Origin of the sequence: Shewanella sp. SM87, assembly GCF_025653705.1 — a bacterium.
Lineage (GTDB): Bacteria > Pseudomonadota > Gammaproteobacteria > Enterobacterales > Shewanellaceae > Shewanella > Shewanella oncorhynchi.
On the sequence record NZ_JAKKSC010000002.1, the window covers coordinates 67412 to 88380 of the forward strand.

Annotated in this window: 20 protein-coding genes; 11 read left to right on the forward strand and 9 right to left on the reverse strand. The window is 45.8% G+C overall.

The window, feature by feature from the left end:
• The first annotated feature begins 7 nt into the window (after positions 1-7).
• From L5M11_RS01875 to L5M11_RS01915, 9 genes are all read left to right on the forward strand, one after another.
• Positions 8-2125 (forward strand): TonB-dependent receptor, encoded by a 2118-nt coding sequence (locus tag L5M11_RS01875; RefSeq protein WP_263191197.1) that lies wholly within the window; start codon positions 8-10, stop codon positions 2123-2125.
• A 92-nt stretch (positions 2126-2217) separates the two neighbouring features.
• Positions 2218-2928 (forward strand): TetR/AcrR family transcriptional regulator, encoded by a 711-nt coding sequence (locus L5M11_RS01880; protein WP_263177253.1) that lies wholly within the window; start codon positions 2218-2220, stop codon positions 2926-2928.
• A 72-nt stretch (positions 2929-3000) separates the two neighbouring features.
• Positions 3001-3942, forward strand: coding sequence for an ABC transporter permease (locus tag L5M11_RS01885; RefSeq protein WP_317629859.1), 942 nt, complete (start codon positions 3001-3003; stop codon positions 3940-3942).
• The gene (locus tag L5M11_RS01890) at positions 3939-4889 is read left to right on the forward strand and encodes an iron chelate uptake ABC transporter family permease subunit (protein WP_263146845.1); all 951 of its coding nucleotides are present in this window, start codon (positions 3939-3941) and stop codon (positions 4887-4889) included. The genes L5M11_RS01885 and L5M11_RS01890 overlap by 4 nt, the downstream gene beginning before the upstream one ends.
• Positions 4886-5668 carry an ABC transporter ATP-binding protein gene (locus L5M11_RS01895; protein WP_263146848.1) on the forward strand — a complete coding sequence of 261 codons (783 nt, stop codon included), beginning with the start codon at positions 4886-4888 and terminating at the stop codon, positions 5666-5668. Before L5M11_RS01890 ends, L5M11_RS01895 begins: the two co-directional genes overlap by 4 nt.
• Positions 5665-6666 carry a siderophore ABC transporter substrate-binding protein gene (locus L5M11_RS01900; RefSeq protein ID WP_263191199.1) on the forward strand — a complete coding sequence of 334 codons (1002 nt, stop codon included), beginning with the start codon at positions 5665-5667 and terminating at the stop codon, positions 6664-6666. The genes L5M11_RS01895 and L5M11_RS01900 overlap by 4 nt, the downstream gene beginning before the upstream one ends.
• A gap of 154 nt (positions 6667-6820) precedes the next feature.
• Positions 6821-7111, forward strand: a complete 291-nt coding sequence (locus L5M11_RS01905) for a DUF2946 domain-containing protein (protein WP_263191200.1) — start codon at positions 6821-6823, stop codon at positions 7109-7111.
• Positions 7112-7196: 85 nt separating this feature from the next.
• On the forward strand, positions 7197-9368 hold the full coding sequence (locus L5M11_RS01910; protein WP_263191203.1) for a TonB-dependent siderophore receptor: 2172 nt from the start codon (positions 7197-7199) through the stop codon (positions 9366-9368).
• Positions 9358-10614 (forward strand): DUF1624 domain-containing protein, encoded by a 1257-nt coding sequence (locus L5M11_RS01915; protein WP_263191204.1) that lies wholly within the window; start codon positions 9358-9360, stop codon positions 10612-10614. The genes L5M11_RS01910 and L5M11_RS01915 overlap by 11 nt, the downstream gene beginning before the upstream one ends.
• A 93-nt stretch (positions 10615-10707) precedes the next feature.
• On the opposite strand, the gene dpsA is transcribed toward L5M11_RS01915, so the two are convergent.
• Positions 10708-11175 (reverse strand): DNA starvation/stationary phase protection protein DpsA, encoded by a 468-nt coding sequence (gene dpsA / locus L5M11_RS01920; protein ID WP_263191206.1) that lies wholly within the window; start codon positions 11173-11175, stop codon positions 10708-10710.
• Between the two features lie 243 nt (positions 11176-11418).
• Here dpsA and L5M11_RS01925 point away from each other — a divergent pair, with 243 nt between their 5' ends.
• Together L5M11_RS01925 and L5M11_RS01930 are read left to right on the forward strand one after the other, a co-directional pair.
• Positions 11419-11784 (forward strand): hypothetical protein, encoded by a 366-nt coding sequence (locus tag L5M11_RS01925; protein ID WP_028761487.1) that lies wholly within the window; start codon positions 11419-11421, stop codon positions 11782-11784.
• A gap of 47 nt (positions 11785-11831) precedes the next feature.
• Positions 11832-12419 carry a GNAT family N-acetyltransferase gene (locus tag L5M11_RS01930; protein ID WP_263191209.1) on the forward strand — a complete coding sequence of 196 codons (588 nt, stop codon included), beginning with the start codon at positions 11832-11834 and terminating at the stop codon, positions 12417-12419.
• 207 nt (positions 12420-12626) lie between these two features.
• Here L5M11_RS01930 and lipA read toward each other — a convergent pair whose 3' ends face one another.
• From lipA to mrdA, 8 genes are all read right to left on the reverse strand, one after another.
• Positions 12627-13592: a lipoyl synthase gene (gene lipA, locus L5M11_RS01935; protein WP_028761485.1), complete on the reverse strand. Its 966-nt coding sequence runs from the start codon at positions 13590-13592 to the stop codon at positions 12627-12629.
• Positions 13589-14242 carry a lipoyl(octanoyl) transferase LipB gene (lipB, locus tag L5M11_RS01940; RefSeq protein ID WP_028761484.1) on the reverse strand — a complete coding sequence of 218 codons (654 nt, stop codon included), beginning with the start codon at positions 14240-14242 and terminating at the stop codon, positions 13589-13591. Before lipB ends, lipA begins: the two co-directional genes overlap by 4 nt.
• A gap of 93 nt (positions 14243-14335) precedes the next feature.
• A complete protein-coding gene (gene ybeD, locus L5M11_RS01945) occupies positions 14336-14602 on the reverse strand; it encodes a DUF493 family protein YbeD (RefSeq protein WP_006082758.1) in 267 nt (88 codons plus the stop codon).
• A 121-nt stretch (positions 14603-14723) separates the two neighbouring features.
• Positions 14724-15899, reverse strand: a complete 1176-nt coding sequence (locus L5M11_RS01950) for a serine hydrolase (RefSeq protein ID WP_028761483.1) — start codon at positions 15897-15899, stop codon at positions 14724-14726.
• Positions 15900-16040: 141 nt separating this feature from the next.
• A complete protein-coding gene (locus L5M11_RS01955) occupies positions 16041-16886 on the reverse strand; it encodes a septal ring lytic transglycosylase RlpA family protein (RefSeq protein ID WP_263191211.1) in 846 nt (281 codons plus the stop codon).
• Positions 16870-17946, reverse strand: coding sequence for a lytic murein transglycosylase B (gene mltB, locus L5M11_RS01960; RefSeq protein ID WP_263191212.1), 1077 nt, complete (start codon positions 17944-17946; stop codon positions 16870-16872). Before mltB ends, L5M11_RS01955 begins: the two co-directional genes overlap by 17 nt.
• 16 nt (positions 17947-17962) lie before the next feature.
• A complete protein-coding gene (gene rodA / locus L5M11_RS01965; RefSeq protein ID WP_028761480.1) occupies positions 17963-19069 on the reverse strand; it encodes a rod shape-determining protein RodA in 1107 nt (368 codons plus the stop codon).
• Entirely contained in the window at positions 19066-20922 is a 1857-nt protein-coding gene (gene mrdA / locus L5M11_RS01970) for a penicillin-binding protein 2 (protein ID WP_131523225.1), read from the reverse strand. The genes rodA and mrdA overlap by 4 nt, the downstream gene beginning before the upstream one ends.
• Positions 20923-20969: the final 47 nt, after the last annotated feature.

Sequence of the window (20969 nt, forward strand, 5' to 3'; positions counted from 1 at the left end):
ATTACACATGCCCCGATTTGGTAAGTTTTACCCACAATCAAAGTGGGTTATCGGTTCTCTTGCGCTGGGGCTTAGCGCTATTTCAGGCTCAACTATTGCTGACAGTGGAACTGCTCCGGATAAGCAATCCAAGCAACAAGATGCAGCGGGAAATATTGAAGTCATCACAGTTTACGGTCAGAAAATCGAGCGCACGCTGAAAGAAACGGCGAGCTCAGTGACAGTGATCACTGAAGAACAGTTGAGGAAAAATGCCGACCAATCAACGATTTCTGAAATTCTCGGCGGTACGCCAAACTTAATTTATGCCGGAAATACCGATGCGCCCATTATCCGCGGAACGGATACTAAAGGGCCTGTTGCAGCGGGTAATGCCTACTTATCTAAGCCTGTGCCTGGGGCAACTATCAGTGTTGATGGTAAATATCTGAGCCCCGCAGAACTGGATTTAGGTGCCGCAGGCGTGTGGGATGTGTCGTCTATTGAAGTCTACCGTGGTCCGCAAACGACCAGTCAAGGAGCCAACAGTATTGCTGGCGCCGTAGTCATCCATACCCATAACCCCACTTATACGCCAGAATTTGCAGCGCAAGCACTTTATGGCAGTCGAAATAAGCAGCGTTTTTCGGTTATGGCATCTGGTGCGCTAAGTAATGACTTTGCCGCAAGAATTAGCGCAGATTACAGCGCTAGAGATACCTTTGTTGATTACGTTAACCCAGAATTTACTGCCCATGATTTAGATTTTGAGTTTAAAAACCAAAATCTACGGGCGAAGTTGTTATGGGAACCCGAAAAATACAGCAACTTTTCCGCCATGCTGACTTATTCCTCCACTGAGGCTAAACGTCCCAGAAACGAGGTGGTATCAGAACCCTATGATGACTTAGAAAATCGTTCAATTTTTCAGGATAATCAAGAAGTCAGCAATCATGTTGGAATTTTTGATCTTGAATATGTGTTCGACAATGGGATGAAGTTGCATAACCAACTGCAGTATTCAGAAGGGCAGTTTGATTATCGCTTCGCAGCACCTTATCAAGGGATTGCAAAACGAGATAATGAAAACTTTTCGAATGATATAAGGCTGAACTTTGGTGACAAGAGTTCAGAGTTTAGTGGGGTTGTCGGTGTCTTCTACTGGGATGATAAAACCAACAACAAGCTGAACAACGTATTTGGTAATGCCGACGCCGACCTGAGACATACCAGTTTTGCCCCCTACGGTGAAGTCATATGGCGCTTCTCACCCAAGTGGGCATTCACCAGCGCTCTTCGTTATCAGTCTGATGAAATTAGCCACGATGGTATTGCCAGCTACATCCCAGGTGTGCGCCATCAATATGAAGAGACGTTTACGGCTTTATTACCTAAGGTTGCCCTGTCCTATGATCTGACAGATAACGTCTTGGTCGGCGCTATGATCAGTGAAGGTAAAATTCCTGGGGGAACAGGTATTAACTTCCGCGGCGGCGAATATTATACATTCGATGCCGAATCGGCATGGAACTATGAACTTTTTACCCGTATCGATCTGCTTGAACAACGCTTAATCATAAATAGTAATCTCTTCTACACCCGCTTTAAGGATTCACAACGTTCAGTTACTGACTACCTCGATGGACGTCCCTTTGGTTCTGTCATTATTAATGCTGATGAAGCGCAAAGCTATGGGATTGAATTAGATTGGAACTTTAAAGTTGCCGATAGTTTTAGTCTATATGGTGGGCTGGGTTTACTTGAAACTGAGATAAGTGAATTTAATGACTACCGTGGCGAGGAGTTTGTCGGCAACGAGTTTAGTAAAGCGCCGGGATATATGTTCAATATAGGGTTTGACTATTCAATCACTGACACTATCAAAGTGAGCGGTGATGTGCGCCATACGGATGGATACTTTTCAACGGATACCAATGAGCCTGAGTTAAGAGTGGGATCTTACACTACGGTAAACCTGAATTCTTCCTATCAAATCAACCAATATTTTGAAGCCTTTGTTTATGCACGCAATTTGCTGGATGAACGTGCACCCGTGGCAAAAATGGCTGACAGAAGTACCGGAGGCGTGGATGCATATTTACTTGAACCTCGAGAAATAGGTGTAGGCGTTAGGGCGAAGTTTTAGCGGCTAGCTTCTACCCGCGGTATTGGCTATTGCCATGCAGCGGGTAGCAAGAGCGGTTAGAATGGCTTTTTTGCCTTGGAAACCTTATCGATATGACACAAGTACCGGAGCAACCTACTCAAAAACGCCAGCGTGGCAGACCTAGCCGTATTTCCCGTGAGGCTATCGCCAGAGCTGCGTTGGAGATTGGGGTTGATCAAGCGACCATCCCTGCTATAGCCGCGCATTTAAAGGTCGATCATTCTTCCCTCTACCATCACGTGGCAGGTCGAAATGATGTTATCTCCATTGCTGCTGAGCTTGCTATCAATGAGCTGGACTGGCGAGCGCCAGCAGCCACCGATTGGCGGAGTGAATTGATCATATTGACCGATGCCATTTGGGCACTCTATGAGCGTCATCCTGGCCTCGCTGAGTCTATCCATCAGGCCAGTGTTACGCCGTCATCGGGTATACGTTCTTTTGCTGAATCGGTCGAAAAGCTGCAACAAAAAGGCTTCTCCCTCGATGAAGCAGTGCTGGCCGTTGATATCTTAGTTGACATGGTGGGGGAGTGCTTTTTGGGATGGTGGTCAACCACTAAACCAGAAGCCGATGGTCGGACACGTAAAGAGCGAATTATCGCAATTTGGGAAGATGAAGCCACCAAGCTCCCTGATAAAGCTGAGCAGATAAATGCGATGGTAGACATTATGAAGGTGGGCGCCCGCAAATGGTGGGAGCGAAAACGTGACTTAGTGTTAGCGGGTATTGCCGTTACCCATGCCCAAAAGGCAGGGGGATCTGATAAGGCTCAAACATAGCGCGTCGATATGAAAACCTCATAGCGGCTGCAGATTAGTACAAGATTTATTACGTATAGGAAGTATCAGTTTGTGAAGGTGGTTTATGCACTGACGTGCTTTTTTGTGCTTTGTTTTGCCTCATTGCTGCTAGGCGCAAAGTATGCCTCTGTAACGCAGATGCTGACGTTATCGGATGATGTTTGGTTGGTGTTATCTGCGAGTCGTCTGCCGCGGCTCTTTGCCTTGATTTGCTCAGGTGTAGGGCTCGCTGTCTGTGGCGTGATATTGCAGCAGATTGTGCAAAACAAGTTTGTTGAACCTGCTACTTGTGGCGGGCTTGATGCCGCCAAACTAGGCATATTAATTTCAATCATTCATGCCCCGAGTATGGGGGTTACCGCCAGAATGTTGGGGGCTTTGGTTTTTTGCCTGCTTGCGAGCTTAGCCTTTATTCTGATTATTCGTGGTATTCGGTATAAGAGTCCGGTGCTCATTCCAATTATTGGGATTATGTTTGGCAGTGTACTCAGTGCGATAGCGGAACTTTATGCTTATCAAAACAATATGATGCAGAGTATGCAGGGATGGATGCTGGGTGATTTTTCAAAAATCGTGCAGGGCAACTACGAAATCATCTATCTGATCCTTCCCGTGGTCATACTGACCTACCTTTATGCACAGCGCTTTACCATAGTGGGAATGGGCGAAGGCTTGGCTACCACACTAGGCCTGAGTTATTTCAACCTAGTTATCTTAGGGTTAGTGCTGGTTTCCCTGACTATAGCGACCACAGTTATCACAGTCGGGAGCATTCCATTTATTGGTTTGATTATTCCTAATCTTGTCGCTATGCGTTACGGCGATAATTTAAAACGTACCTTGCCTATTATCGCCTTTGCTGGCGCAACGCTTCTGATTATCTGTGACTTGCTTGGTCGGATTATTTTGTATCCCTTTGAAATTCCTATAGGTCTAACGGCAAGCTGTTTAGGTGGACTCATATTTTTAGTTATCGTTTGGAAAATCAAATGAAAGACAGTGCATGGCGTTTTTTGAGCTGGGGGCTGCCTATTATGTTGGCAGTCACATTTTTATTGATGGGCTCAGGCTTTGATTTTGACTATGTCATACCGAATAGATTGGTGCGTTTAGCTACAATTTGCCTTGGTGGTGTCTGTATTGCGTTTTCTTCGATACTGTTTCAGACCTTAGCCGGAAATCGCATTTTAACGCCATCTATCATGGGGTATGAAGGGGTTTACTTGATTTTGCAGGCTCTGTTGATCCTTATCTTAGGGACGGGCAGCAGTATTCTGATCACCGCTAACAGCAATTTTTCTGTCTCAGTCGTGGTGATGTTGCTTTACTCAATGGCGATTCACCGCTGGCTATTTAGTGGGGATCGACATGATGTGTTCTTCCTACTGCTTGTGGGCTTAGTGCTCACTGTGGTGTTAGGCAGTTTTACTCAGTTAATCCAATATTCTATCAGTCCCGGTGAGTTTTCTATTTTCCAGAGCTACAGCTTAGCGTCGTTCAACCGCGCTCAACCAGAGCAATTGCTTATCTCTCTAGTACTTGTTAGTGCCGTGTGTATTGCCGCTTGGAGAGTGCGTGCTGTACTTGATGTATTACTGATGGGGCGGGAGCAAGCTATCTCTCTTGGTATTGATTATCAAAAAGTGGTGCGCCTGCTATTGGGTCTTATCGCGGTATTGGTCGCAATATCAACCAGTTTAGTGGGGCCGACTGCTTTTATGGGGATATTTGTCGCGAATATGGCCTATGCACTGGCAAGGCATCCGTCGCACTCATTTACCTTGATAACAGGATGCGCTGTTGCTATCTCGGTTTTTCTGATCGCGCAAATGCTTGTTGAGCATCTGTTTAATTATCAAACCAGTGTTGGGCTGTTAATTAATCTATTTTGTGGCGCCTATTTCTTTGTCTTAATTCTTAAACCTCGGAGCGCAGTGTGATAACCGTCAATAACTTATATCAGTCTTATAGCGCGAAACCTGTGCTAAAAAATGTCACGGCACAATTTCCCGAACATCAGATGACTTCTCTCATCGGCCCTAACGGTGCCGGCAAAAGTACCTTACTGATGTCGATTGGTCGGTTACTGAATATCCAGCAGGGCGAGGTATTACTCAAAGGTACTGCTATCCACAATATTCCCTTGAAGGATTATGCCAAGCAAGTGGCAACCATGCGTCAGTTTAACAGCCTCAATTTACGCCTGACGGTCAGGGAGTTAGTGGCATTTGGTCGTTTTCCCTATAGCCAAGGGGCACTCACAAAGGAAGATCATCGCGCCATTGATGAAGCGCTGTCGTTTTTAGCTTTACAGTCATTAGCCAATGTATTTATTGATGAACTTAGCGGCGGACAACGCCAAATGGCTTTTCTGGCAATGGCGATTGCGCAGCAAACGGATTATTTATTGTTAGATGAACCGCTCAACAATCTGGATATGAAACATGCCGTTAGCATAATGCGGGCACTTCGCCATCTGTGTGACGATTACAAACGAACGGTAGTGTTAGTGGTTCACGATATCAATTTTGCGGCGAACTACTCCGACTATATTGTCGGTATGAAGCAAGGCGTTGTGCACTGCGCTGGACCCGTTGAAGAGGTCGTCACAGCACAAAGGTTAAAAGCACTGTACGAACTGGATCTTGAGGTGCTGAAAACGAGTCAAGGAACTGTATGTAATTATTTCAACTTCAACTTACAAGGAGAATACAAGTGACGTCGAAATGTAGAAGTGGGACTAAAGTGGTAGCGATTCTGTTATTTAGCTCGGCTTTTTTGCTGGCCTGCGACAATAAAACCGAGTCATTACAGCCTGCATCATCGGATACGAGTGCTTCAACGGTTGAGTTGGAGTTTGCCCCGATAGAGGTAGAGCATAAGTTGGGCACTACTGTTATTACAAAACGGCCAGTACGCGTTGCGGCCCTAGATATGAATGAAGTCGACTATCTCGAACAGTTGGGTGTTCCCATTGTCGGTATGCCAAAGGATTTTGTTCCTTACTACCTGAAAGACTACAGCAACAATAGTGATATCGTTGATTTAGGCGCTATCGTTCAACCCAATATGGAACGTATTTATGCACTTAAACCCGATTTGGTGCTGATGTCATCCGTTCAAGCTAGTCATTATCAAGCGCTTTCCAATTTGGCACCAACCATTCATTTGGATATTGATTACCAAGACAGCAACAGCGATTACTTTGATATAGTCACAAAACACTTATTGATGCTGGGTAAATTATTCGATAAGCAAACCTTGGCAAAACATAAAGTGGATGAACTGGAAACTAAGATCCAAGCCGCCAGAATGGTGATTAAGGACAGGCCTGAAAAAGCCTTGGTGGTGCTACATAATAACGGCGCTTTTCGATTTTTAGGTATTCGTTCTCGCTATGGGTTTATTTACAGCGCGCTAGGGGTGAAACCCGCTAGCCTTTCAGAGCAGATGGGATTGCACGGTCAACCTGTATCAAGCGAGTTTATTCTTGAAAACAATCCCGACATCATTTACGTGGTTGACAGAACCGCAGTGATGGAGCGAAGCCCCGTATTGGATAAACAATCTATTGATAATCCTCTTTTGCGTGAAATTAACGCTTGGAAGACGGGGAACATTATTTTTGTGGATCCCGAGGCTTGGTATATAACTGGGGCGGGCATAACATCCCTTAATATTATGATTGATGATGTGTTAAAGGGTTATGTAAAGTAGCTGGCTGCAAATAGTCTATGGACGGCATAGCTAATGACTCATGAGATAAGTTACCTCTTGTAACATTTAAGCCCTACGGCTTAGGTAAATCGGTTTGCAACTTTAGTAGTGCTTAACATACAATCGCCTGCCAAATTATCTGAGGAAGTAGGGTTTGAATTGTGTGATACAAACAAGACGCACCCTAGCAATATGGCTTGCTGCCATATTGGTGCTATTGTCTGTTGCCATTGCTGTTCACAGTGTTTCCCATGCTAGTGAAGACTCTAAGGCCAATTGTTCGCTGTGCTTACATCAGCACCAGTTGCAACATGCGCTAACCAGCACCCCCTTTCATTTCCAACTCGCTCAACAGGGTTATATTTCGGTTGAGTTTCAGGCCGTTTCCTTTAAGCGACCTTTTAGTCGTTTCTTCAATAGTCGTGCTCCACCCATAACAGCATAAGTTACTGTTTATTCAATTTATCTTAATTAACTTTGAGCGCCTTGGCTTAGCTAAGGCGCCGATGCTGTTTATTTTCGGAGTGAAAATGACTTCTTTTTATGTCCCTAAGCGCACTGCGCTGTTGCTGGGCGCCTTGTTTGTGCTCAATCCTATTTCAATGTTGTTGGCCGCAGAAAGCAGTCAATCGAGTTCACAAGCTATTGATGCTGTGAGTGACGCAGTGCTTGACACTGACATTGAACGTTTAAGTATCCACTATCGCCAAGCCTATCGTGGCAATGTGTCCTCAACTGAACTTCCCCAAGCGATAAGTGTGTTAGACGAGCAATTGATAAAAGATGCGGGGCTGACGCGGTTTCAAGATGTACTGGACTATTCCGCGAGTGTGGCGCGGCAAAACAATGGCGGTGGTTTATGGGATAGTTTTTCCCTACGCGGCTTTCCGGGCAACGAAAACATGCCATCGGGGTATTTAATCAATGGCTTTAATGGTGGCCGAGGTTTTAGTGGTCATAGAGATTTATCAAACGTTGCCTATGTTGAGATTTTAAAAGGCCCAGGTTCGGCACTTTATGGCCGCTCGGAGCCCGGTGGCACAGTTAATATCGTCACTAAGAAACCCCAATATGAAACTAGTGGTTATTTAAAAGCATCGGCTGGGAGTTTCGACCAATATCGGTTAGAAGGTGATGTGACCTCAGGTTTAACCGATAACTTGGCATTTCGGATTAATGGCGCTTGGCAGGAACACGATAGTTTTCGTGATTATGTGTTTAGCGATAAAAAAATCGTTACGCCGTCTGTGCGTTGGCAGATTTCCGAAAAAGCTTCCTTGCTGTATGAAATGGAATATCTCAAGCAGGAACGGCTATTCGATCGCGGCATTATTGTACTCAATAACGATATTAATACCGTTCCCCGCTCGCGTTATTTAGGTGAGCCTAATGATGGCGCAACGGAGGTGAATGCCACAGGGCATCAGCTGACCTATGACTATGAATTAAATGATGATTGGTCATTAACTGCTGGCTATAACTACCGAGACTCTAGCTTGAAGGGGTATTCGTCTGATGCTGAGTTAGCAAAAGGGCGGCAATCGCTATTTGATGATGGTCGCACGCTGACTAGGCAGCACAGATATCGTGACTACGCCTCTGAGGATAATTCGCTGCGTCTAGAGTTAAGTGGTCATGTGGATACGGGTTTTATTCGTCATAATTTGCTGCTTGGTGCCGATGCCTATCACTACAATTTGAAGACGGGACTGTATCGTTATCGGGGCAAAAAAGGTGAATACGCCATCGATATCTATACCCCTCAATACGGTGGGCCTCAGCCAGAGGTGAGTTTGTTGTATGAGAATAACGAGACTCAAAAGGCGTGGGGGACCTATCTGCAAGATCAAATGGATTTAACTGAAAAGTGGAAGTTGCACCTTGGGCTAAGGTTCGATAGTTATCAGCAAGATATCAGTGAAGTCGCGAAAGATACTCTGTCAGAACAAACCGATAGTCGAGTCAGCCCCAAGGTGGGTCTGGTGTATTTATGGTCCGATGCCTTAAGTTTCTATAGCTCTTATTCTGAAGGCTTTTTACCGCTTTCTGGAACTGACTTTGCGGGTCAGCCCTTCGAAGCGGAAGAGAGTCAGTCGGTTGAACTGGGGATGAAGTTTAATGGTACTTGGTTAAACGATCTTCCTATAAACGGTAGTTTAGCCGTGTTCGATGCCCAAAAGAGCAATATCTTGACCTCAGATCCTATCAATGTTGGTTTTTCTGCCACCTTAGGTAAAGCTAAAAGTCGCGGGGTTGAACTCGATTTAGCCGCCGAACTGACGGAGGATTTACAAGCAAAATTATCCTATGCCTATCTTAATACCCGTACCGCCAATGACAGCTTGAATCCTGATTGGGGCGTGCTCATTCCTGCAGGCAGTCCACTGGTGAATGTGCCAAAGCATACCGCGAGTGTGATTCTGAAACAGGATTTGAATAGGCTTTCTATTGATGGTCATCTAGGGCTTAGCTGGCGTTATGTGGATTCGCGCCTCGGCGATTCTGCCGATCCGAGTTTTCAATTGCCTTCTTATCAGTTACTTGGGTTGTTTATGAACACCCACTTAAGCGACAACTTAAGCCTTGGAGTGAATCTGGATAACTTACTGGATGAACATTACATCGTGAGTAGCTATTCCGCTCTTTGGGCCGTGCCGGGTGAGCCACGTAGCATTAAAGTGAGTGTCAGCTATGAATTCTAATATCAGTGCTAACCCAGCGTTATCTTCAGGTTTTGCCGAGCAAGAACTGGGTCGTTCTATTGGCCGTACCCGGATTAATAGTATCGATATGATGCGCGGCATGGTGATGCTTATTATGTTACTCGACCATGTGCGGGAGCGGTTTTTCTTTCACATGCAGGTGAGCGATCCTATGGATTTGAGTTCGACTTCTTGGGGGCTTTTTGTGAGTCGCTTTGCCGCCCATTTTTGTGCGCCAGTCTTTGTGTTCTTAACCGGGGTTTCTGCATGGCTTTATGCCAATCGTAGCCATGGCGAGCCACGTTCAGCACGTATGTTTTTGATTAAACGCGGGCTGTTTTTAATCGCGCTGGAAATTTTAGTGATTAACTTCTCTAACCTCTCTTGGATGGTCAGCTATTACACCCTTTGGTTACAGGTGATTTGGGTGATTGGTCTGAGTATGTTAGCGCTCGCTGCGCTGATAAACCTGCCTAGACCTTGGATGGCCCTTTTAGGATTTGCGATTGTTTTTGGCCATAATCTGTTGACGCCAATTGGTTTTCAGCCCAATGAGTGGGCTTACGGTCTGTGGACCATATTGCACGACCGCGGTTATCTCGTCAGCGAAGGTGCACTTAGGGTTAAGGTGAGTTATCCCGTGCTGCCTTGGATTGGGGTGATTTTACTGGGTTATGTTGCAGGGCCACTTTTTAGTAATAAGCCGAACGGAAGCCATCTTGATGCATCGGCTCGCCAGCAAAAGCTGCTGTTTTTAGGGATCAGCTGTTGGGTACTTTTTGCGGTGCTACGTGGGTTTAACCTTTATGGCGAAACCTTGCCTTGGCAGTCGGGGGCACATTTGGGTGAAACCTTGATGTCGGTATTCAATTTAACGAAATACCCGCCATCATTAAGCTTTTTACTGGTGACCTTAGGCGGCATGTTTTTTTGCTTAGTGGCCTTTGAGCGGTATTTTGCATCAAGTGGGAAAGTGGATGGGATATTAGCGCGAGTGGGCCATGGGTTGTCTGTGTTTGGCTCAGTGCCTATGTTCTTCTATATCTTGCATTTATACGCGCTGTTACTGCTGTATACTTTAGCGAAATTCATCTTTGGCGTAAACCATGGTGAGTACTTTGGCGTGAGCAATATAGGATGGGTTTGGTTTATCGCGGGCGTGTTAGCCATCGCATTGTATTATCCCGTTAAACGGTTTAGCGAGTATAAAAAACACAGCACTCAGGCTTGGATTAAGTACCTCTAATCTATTCTGTGTATCAAGCTTTAAAGGCAAAAGTCGCCAAGTGTTTACTTGGCGACTTTTTTGCTTTGGTTATATCAACAATCTATTTAGCGATTATTCTGCGAGTAAGCTGCGTAACATCCAGGCATTTTTCTCATGCAGTTGGATGCGCTGGGTGAGCAAGTCCGCAGTCGCCTCATCATTCGCTTGATTCACCAGCGGATATAAGGCTCTGGCATTGCGGATCACTAGCTCCTGATCGCTTAACAGTTCGCGGATCATGGTTTCGGCTTGAGTGACACCTTGATCTTCTTTTATCTCGGTCAGCGCGGCATAGGCTGAATATGAGCCGAGTGCTCTGGCGCCTAATGCACGTACACGCTCTGCGATAAGGTCGACCGCATGGGCAAGTTCGGTATACTGCTGTTCAAATAGCAAGTGTAAGCTAGTGAACATGGGGCCAGTAACGTTCCAGTGAAAGCTATGGGTCTTAAGGTAAAGACTGTAGCTGTCGGCCAATAGTTGGTTTAGCCCTGCGGCGATTTCTTCTCTGTGAGCTTGATTGATACCTATGTTAATCATGGCGTTTTCCTTCTATTGTCTTACTGAGTGTGTTTAGTCTAATCTTCTGATATTAAATGTAAAATGAGTAAATTAGATTCTGTAAATCTATAAATTCGATTGAACTTTCGAGTGTTAAATCTCGTAATCGATAAAGCCTGATATCATCTCCTTTCGCCGTGCCGCAGTAACAATGCCATGGCAGAACTGCTATCCTAGCGGGATATTGTGAGTCGATACTTTAATTGAATAAAACTGACCCTAATGAATAAATCAGCCTATTTAACCGCCATGAATGTGACAACTTGGCGAGTGCGCGACACTAAGGTGAAACCTTATTTAGTGATTTGGGATGAAAACGGTGAGTTACCAGAAGCAGAGCCGCTTATTGACGCTGTGCTAACGCTTATCGACATAAAGCGTGATGAATGTGATTTTGACTGTGAGCCCCATACGGGTAAACAGATTGTTTGGGATCTGCGACGTCACAAAGTCAGGCCACGTACCGCATGGTTAGTGTCTGAGCCGTTGGCCGATTTATTGGTGGGTTGGCAGGCTAAAAGCGCGCTCTGGCAGCAGATTTACCAATGGCGCGACCAAGTTAGCGGCCAAGCGCCAAGCAAGTCTTAAGCTTTACTCGTAAATACATTAATAACCAATACTTTGGAATACCAGCGTTGAACATCCCACCAGTAGATAGTCTATTCACAACACAATTTGCAGCACAATTGACCGCAGGTTTGCCTGTTGAGCTTGTGGCTCTTACGCTTGAAGATGTTCCCCAAATGGTGCAGCTTGAATCCTTGGCCCATAGCCATCCCATGAGCGAGGGGAATCTTGCCGATTGTTTTGGTCACTTGTACCGTGTCCTAGGTTTAAAGCTGAGTGCTCACTTAGAGGTAGATGCAAATACTGAGGCAAATATTGACGTCGTTTCGGATTCAGATACTTATCACGTCGAAGGACTCTTAGGGTTTGCGATAGTGCAGCAAATTATCGATGAAGTGACTTTATTGGATATTTGCCTATTACCGAGTCAGCAGGGCAAAGGTTACGGCAAGTTATTACTTAAGGCTGTGATGGCATCTGCCAAGGTATCGGGCGCTGTGGTGCTTATGTTAGAAGTGCGAGAGTCTAATCTCGGCGCCCGCGCTTTATATCAACAGGCTGGCTTTATTGAATCGGGACGTCGCAAAGGTTACTACCCGATAGAGGGCGGTAAAGAAGATGCTATCTTGATGGATTTAGCGATAAACCAAGAATAAACTGAGCATTAGCGTTCATGTCGTATAACGACAGCTATACGAACCACTCTTCATAAACAGCTGTCATAAACAACTGTCATAAAAACAGCCAATAAAAAACAGCGCCTAAGCGCTGTTTTTCTATTTTAATAACCCTGAACTCTATATCACTTAAAATCAGCATCACCTGAAGTTTGCATCAAGGTTATCCGCATCTAAGCAAGAAGGTTATTTCACTTCTTTACCTTGGGCTTGCAGGTCCGCATGGTAGCTTGATCGCACTAATGGGCCACAGGCTGCATGGGTAAAACCTAACTCATCGGCTAAGGCTTTAAGCTCATCAAACTCGGCTGGTGGCACATAACGTTCAACCGGCAAATGGAACTTAGACGGCTGTAGGTATTGGCCTAAGGTCAGCATTTCAACTTTATGTTCTCGCAGATCACGCAGTACTTGAGCGATCTCTTCGTTGGTTTCACCCAGCCCCATCATCAGGCCTGATTTAGTGGGCACATTTGGATGACGTTCTTTAAAACGTTTTAGCAGATCGAGCGACCATTGGTAATTCGCACCTGGGCGCGCTTTACGATAATGCATGGGCGCCGTTTCTAAGTTGTGGTTAAACACATCAGGCGGCTCAGTCGATAAAATATCTAAGGCTGCATCGATACGACCACGGAAATCAGGCACTAAGGTTTCGATCTTGATGTCAGGATTCAGTTTGCGAATTTCGCGAATACAATCGGCAAAATGCTGGGCGCCACCATCTCGTAAATCGTCACGATCTACAGAGGTAATCACCACATATTTCAGCTTCATATCGCGGATAGTTTGAGCCAATTTAACTGGCTCTTCAGCATCAGGTTTAAGCGGACGACCATGGGCCACGTCGCAGAATGGGCAACGACGAGTACAAATCGCACCCAAAATCATAAAGGTTGCTGTACCGTGGTTGAAGCATTCAGCGAGGTTAGGGCAAGAGGCTTCTTCACAGACAGAGTGCAGGCCATTTTTACGCAGCGCTTGCTTGATGTCTAAAATGCGTTGATTCGATGCCGGCAGTTTAACCCGTAACCAATCGGGTTTACGCAACATAGTGTCGCGCTCTGATGGGACGATTTTGACCGGAATACGAGACACTTTATCGGCATCTCTTAGTTTTACTCCGGGTTGTAAACGTTCAGGCCTATTCATGACGCTGCTAATCCTTGATGATGAACTAGGTGTTGATAGCCCAGTAATTGGCTAAAAGTAATAGTAAGTTGCTCGCCCGCTTCAATCACGGTTTGTGGTCCGCCAAGTGCTTTGCATTGCACCATTTCAAGACCGGCATAACCGCAAGGGTTGATGCGGCGAAATGGTGCTAAATCCATATCGACATTAAGGGCTAATCCATGGAATGAACAGCCTTTACGAATGCGTAATCCGAGGGAGGCAATTTTACGTTCATCCACATATACGCCCGGCGCATCGGCCTTGGCATAAGCGTTAATGTCGTACTTGGCGAGCATATCGACAATGCTTTGCTCTATATGAGTAACGAGTTGACGCACGCCGACTTTACTACGTTTTATGTCGAGAAGAGGATATACCACTAGTTGTCCGGGGCCGTGGTAAGTGACTTGGCCACCACGGTCCACTTGGATCACAGGAATATCGCCAGCATTCAAAATATGCTCGCTTTTACCAGCTTGGCCTTGGGTAAACACGGGTGGGTGTTCTACTATCCACAGCTCATCTGGGCTCTCACTATTACGCGTGTCAGTGTAGTGCTGCATAGCATGCCACACTGATTCGTAATCTTGTTTTCCAAGATGCCGAATGTGCAAAGTCGTGTCTTGCAAGGGCAACCTCTCCCCTTAGAATTGAGTGGCGCTATTATACGCCTCTTGGCCATAAATGTAAGACAGATCACATTTCATGGCCTTGAGGAATATTTATAGTACGCGGCGTACGCCTTCGATGGCGGCAAGTTCAGTGTACAAAATTTCGATATGGTCTTTGCTTGTCACTGTCACGCGGATAGTAATGGAGTGATAGCTACCTTTGCTCGACGTTTTTGTCGAAGGTGAATAATCACCCGGTGCATGTTTTTGTACCACAGCCACGACTTTGTCAGTTAGCGTTTCGTGGGCTTCACCGACGACCTTAAAAGGAAATGCGCAAGGGAAATCCATCAGTTCATCAAATTTAGTGTCTAACATACTCAGTACTCTTAGCGGCTATATTGGGATATATATGGTGGCGATTATACCCGATTCAAGGGCGATGCACTCCCCAAAAAAATAAAGCCACCCTAAGGTGGCTTTATTTATGGGACTTAGCTTAGCTAAACCATCCAGAAAACATCTGCTTAAAGTAATCGACTAATTTACTAAACCAGCTACCTTCGTTGACTTCTTGCAAGGTCACCAGTGGGAACTGGGCAATGTCTTTACCATCAAGTTGGAAGAATAGACGGCCTACAGTTTCACCTTTTTTCAACGGTGCATCTAATGGCTTCGTCAACTCGAAGTTTGCTTTCAAGTCTTTACCGCGGCCACGGCTGATTGTAATAGGCGTATCAGTTGCGACGCCTAAATCAACAGTGCTCTTGTCACCGTACCATATCTGTTGGGTTGTGAAGCTATCACCCGCTTTGTAAGGCGTGACAGTTTCAAAGAAACGGAAGCCATAGGTCAGTAACTTTTTACTTTCAGCTTTACGGGCTGATTCACTTTGAGTACCCAGAACCACAGAAATCAAACGCATGCCGTCTTTGGTTGCAGATGCGACTAAGTTGTAACCTGCACCAGAGGTGTGGCCTGTCTTGATACCGTCCACGCTCATGCTGTTATCCCACAACAAACCATTACGGTTATATTGTTTGATACCGTTGAAGGTATAAAATTTTTCGCTATAGATGCGGTATTCTTCTGGAACGTCGCGGATTAAGGCTGCACCTAACAATGCCATATCATAGGCGGTTGTTTTGTGGTTTTCTGAGTCTAATCCATGGGAGTTTTCGAAGTAGCTATCACGCATACCCAGCTGTTTTGTCCATGAGTTCATCATGTCAACGAAGGCGCCTTCGGTGCCAGCGATATGCTCTGCCATAGCCACACACGCATCGTTACCCGATTGGATGATGATACCGCGGTTTAAATCCCCGACTTTAACGGTAGTTCCAACTTCAATGAACATCTTCGATGAGTCAGAGAAGTTTTTAGACCAGGCATTTTTACTGATAGTCACATCATCATCGACCGAGACATTGCCCGCTTTGATTTCTTGACCTATGACATAGCTGGTCATCATTTTAGTTAAGCTGGCTGGGTTAAGGCTTTCATAAGCGTTACTCTCAGCGATAATCTGGCCCGAATTATAATCCATCAAGACGAAAGCCTTGGCGGCCACTGCTGGTGCATCAGGTGTAATAATAGGCTGCGCAGCATAAACGGGGAGAGACACACTGGAAATTAGCAGCAATGTTTTAATGGGACTTTTTACAAAATTCATCATTAACTTGGCACGTCTTTTGGTTGTATTAAATGGAAAGGATTCGAGAAGATCTCCAACAGTGTACCACTTTCTGACTGTGGGTTTTAGTGAAGGTTCCTTCATCTCTATTTTTAAATCAATTCAGGTCCGAGCAAACAGTCATTACTCATGGACTATATAGCCCTCAGGAAAGCCATTTTGCTGGACGTTATTGAGCAGTTTGTCTGCTAATTCAGGTTGGCCTATGGGGCCGAGCTGTAGTCTAAACATATTGTTTGCGGCTTGTACACGGGTCTTTACCTGATATTTTCGCTCCAGATTTTTCGCCATGGTATTGAGTTTGGCTTTATCTTTCGATGCGACTAACTGAATGTAATGATTACCTGTATCTTGCGCGCTGGCAATAGCCGAATTAGTGGCCGCGACACTGCCGACATACACCACATCGAGTTTGATCCGCGCGGTTCCTTTGCCGAGCATGCCGAGTTTATAGGCGGCGGCGTAGGAGACGTCGAGAATACGGTCTGAGTGGAATGGCCCGCGATCGTTGATACGAATGATCACTTGCTTATTGTTATCTAAGTTAGTGATCCGAGCATAACTTGGCAGTGGCAGCGTTTTATGGGCACCTGACATGGAATACATGTCATAGGGTTCGCCATTGGATGTCTCATAGCCATGAAATTTTTCACCGTACCATGAGGCACGGCCCGATTCACTAAAACCTTGGCCTGTGTTCATCACAGTGTAAGACTCGCCGTAAACCGTATAGGGCTTGTTACCGCGGCGACTATAAGGTTCGTACTTAGGCGTAGCATTTGGCACATGGTCCACATTGGGTGGATTGAGTGGCAGCTTGTCATTCTTTAGCGAATAGCGCCCCTTGTTGGGGTCCATATTTTTTTTGTTTGTGCTGGAGCTAGCTTGGTTTGGGCTCGAAGAACACGCAACAAGTGTGAAGCACGCAACCAAAGCGACAAGCTGTAAAAGATTATTTCTTAGCGGCATGCTGTTCCTTTAATTGTTGGCTAAATTGATAAACGGCCATTGAATACAAAGGACTGCGATTATAGCGAGTGATTACATAAAAATTGTTTAAGCCAAGCCAATAATCATCGTGATCGGCTTGTTCCAGTTTAATGAGTAAGGCTTTTTGCGAGACATCCAAGTCCCTCGCATCAGCCAATGACAAGGTTGGCGTTAGAATATTGGCGACTTTATAATTGAGCTTTTCGCCTGCCCATACTTTCGCTTTTGGCGCTGTTTGGCTGCTATTGACCAGCGGCAAAGCAACGGGTGCATTGGCTTGCCAACCGTGTTCATGGAAATAATTGGCGACACTGCCAATCGCATCCTCTGGGCTTTGCAATAAATCGCGGTTACCACTGTTATCGAAATCGACGGCGTAATGGCGGTAACTTGAGGGAATAAACTGCCCATAACCCATGGCACCCGCATAGGAGCCTTTGAGGGTATTGATATCTAAGTGTTCTTCTTTGACTAATTTCATCAACTCACCAAATTCCTTGCGAAAAAAGGTGGCGCGAGGCGGATAGTGAAAACCTAAGGTATAGAGGGAATCAATTACAGGGTAATTACCTGTGAACTGGCCGTAGAAGGTTTCAATCCCAATAATGGCAACGATAATCTGTGGGTCGACTTGGTACTTAGCCGCCGCTTTAGCAATGGTTTTCTCGTGTTTTTTCCAAAAAGCGAGCCCTGCATCAAGACGTTTTTCTGTTAAAAAAATCGGGTAATACACATGCCAAGGTTTTGCTTCCCATGGACGGGTCATCGCATCGATAACCCCTTGGTTGTATTTTGCTTTGTAGAGAAAAGCGAGCACTTCTGTCCGAGTAAAACCTTGTTTTACTTGAGCTTGGATAAACTCTTCTTTGAGTTCAGTGGGAGTGGTGGGTACTAGTACTTTATCCACTGCGGGAGCCACTGGGGTGCTTGAAGCGGGTGCCTGCGCGGGTGTCGGTTCATTTGCCGTAGTGCATGCGACTAAGCATGAACTTAAACACAGTAAACCGAGTGGAGCCAAATAAGCTCGGAGAGTAGGCATAAAAAAGTCCCTAAAATTATCTATCTACGAAACGTCTATGGGTATGAATGCTCATAAGAATGCCAAACCCTGTCATCAATGTCAGCATGGAGGTTCCACCATAACTGACAAGGGGCAGTGGTACACCTACCACGGGCAGGATACCTGAAACCATGCCAATATTCACAAAAACATAAACGAAAAACGTCAGCGTGATACTGCCAGCCAGTAGACGAGCGAAACTGGTTTGTGCGCGGGAGGCGATGACTAACCCACGGCCTATGATGTAAAGGTACATAATTAACAGTAAGATACTGCCAATTAAGCCAAATTCTTCACCGATCACCGCAAAGATAAAATCGGTATGGCGCTCGGGAATAAACTCAAGCTGTGATTGAGTGCCTTCGAGCCAACCTTTGCCCCAAAGCCCACCTGAGCCGATGGCGATTTTCGACTGGATAATGTGATAACCCGCGCCGAGGGGATCTTGCTCTGGATCGAGCAAGGTTAATACCCGCGTTCTTTGGTAATCGTGCATCAAGAAATACCAAAGGATAGGCAGGAAGGCGAGTACTGCTGCGATAAAGCTGCCAACAATAATCCAGCTCATGCCCGATAAAAACAGCACGAAAATCCCCGATGCAGCCACCAAAATTGAGGTGCCTAAGTCGGGTTGTTTAGCGATCAATAGGGTTGGTACGAGTAAAATCACTCCTGCGCCAGCGAGGTAACGTTTCTTGGGGGGAAGAGGGAACTTACTGATATACCAAGCCATTGTGATGGGGAAGGCGAGTTTAATAAGCTCTGAGGGTTGGAACTCCATAAAGCCTAAGTTCAACCAGCGCTGCGCGCCTTTATTTATTTCACCGAAAAAGTGTACCCCAAGCAGCAAGACAACCCCCGCAAGATAAATGGGTAATGCCCAACGTTTAAGCGCTTCAGGATTGATTTGTGCCATGGTAAACATGATGCCTAGCGACAACACCATACGGAATAGTTGTCGTTCCATCATCTCTAAATCTGCACCGCTGGCAGAATAGATGACAAACAGGCCAAAGCCCATCACAGCTAATAGTCCGAGCAATAATGGCAAGTCTATGTGCAAGCGTTGCCAGATGTTTTGATATTGGCTATGGGTACTCATGGTATGGGTTTCCAAGTATCTCTAAGCATATATTCATCGAGCATAGCTCGAGCGACTGGGCCAGCATTTGCGCCGCCCCAACCTGCGTTTTCCATCACGACGGCGAGGACGATTTTAGGATCCTCGAAGGGCGCATAGGCCACAACTAAGGCATTATCGCGGAAATGTTCGGCAATTTTACTGGCATCGTATTTCGTATTTTCCGCCACGCCGATGACCTGTGCAGTACCGGTTTTCATTGCGGCAGTGTAAGTGGCATCGGTAAAGCGTGACTTATTTGCAGTTTGGCGCATAGCTTCGTTGATGATATTCCAGTTACGGGGGTTTTTAAGTTCAATTGGCGGTAACTCATTGATCGGTGAGTCAATTTTGGCAGTATTGTCTTTAATGGATCTCAGCAGATGTGGCGGGAGACGGCGGCCTTTGTTGGCCATAATCCCAACGGCATTAGCGAGTTGTAATGGCGTTGCCGTCCAATAACCTTGGCCAATACCCACGGAAATAGTGTCGCCTATATACCAAGCTTGATTGTACTTTAAGCGTTTCCATTCCTTGGATGGCATGTTGCCAGCCGATTCTTCAAAGATATCAATCCCTGTATTTTGGCCAAAGCCAAATTGTTCCATAAAGCGGGCGATATGATCGACACCGACCTTATAGGCTAACTCATAGAAAAAGGTATCGCAGGATTCTACTATCGCGCTATAAACGTTGACCCAGCCATGCCCCCAGCGTTTCCAGTCGCGGTATTTACGTTCAACACCGGGAATTTGCCAAAAACCGGGATCCCACACTCGGGTACTCTCGCTAATGGCTTTCTCATCAAGGCCTAACAGTGCGAGGTGAGGCTTGATGGTAGACGCAGGTGCATATTGACCTTGAGTTGCGCGGTTGATCAAAGGGCGGGATTTATCATTGAGTAACGCACTGTAATCTTTACTATTAATGCCTTGTACAAACTGGTTTGGATCATAGCTTGGGCTCGATACCATAGCTAATACTCCACCGTCACGGGGATCGATGGCAACAATAGAACCACGCAGACCTGTGAGTAGTTCCACCGCTTTTTGTTGCAGCTTGAGATCTAAGGTGAGGTAAATATCTTGCCCCGGCTCTGGCGGAACAATTTTTAAGGTGCGAATGGCGCGACCGCGGTTGTTCACTTCTTCTTCTAAGTGTCCGGGTTTGCCATGCAGCAAAGATTCATAAAATTTTTCAATGCCTTGCTTACCAATGTCTTTGGTTGCCGCATAGTTTTTCCACAGATCGCTGCGTTCAAGTTGGGCGCGATCTCGGGTGTTAATTTTGCCTACATAGCCCAGCACATGAGTGATTTGCGCGCCGTAGGGATAGTTACGTTTAAGACCCGCTTCGACCGAAATCCCCGGAAATCTGTGTTGGTTAACACTGAAAATGGCCACTTGTTCTTCGGTGAGCTGGTTTTTGAGTGTTAGCGGTTTGAAACGGCGATGAAATTTCAGGGCGTCAGTAAAGGTTTCGCGCTCGTCATCGCTGATCTCAATTAACTTGCCGAGTTCATCTAAGGTCTCTGACATGTTACTGATTTTTTCGGGCACGAGATCGAGGGAATAAAAGGGTAAATTTTCAGCTAAAAGTATGCCGTTGCGATCGTAAATGAGACCACGACTAGGGGCAATTGGAACAACACGGATGCGATTATCATTTGAGCGAGTTGCATAATCTTTATAGGATTCAACCTGTAAATGATAAAGGTTGGTGACTAATACGCAAAATAGAGCGAAAACGCAAAAAAAAGTGAAAAGCGCCCTGCGCTTAAAAAGAGACGCCTCGGCGGCGTGATCATGCATTGTTATCCGCTTTTTTGGCGACACTTATGCTATCTCCGGCTGATCCCATGACGGGTGGTTGACACTCGTTA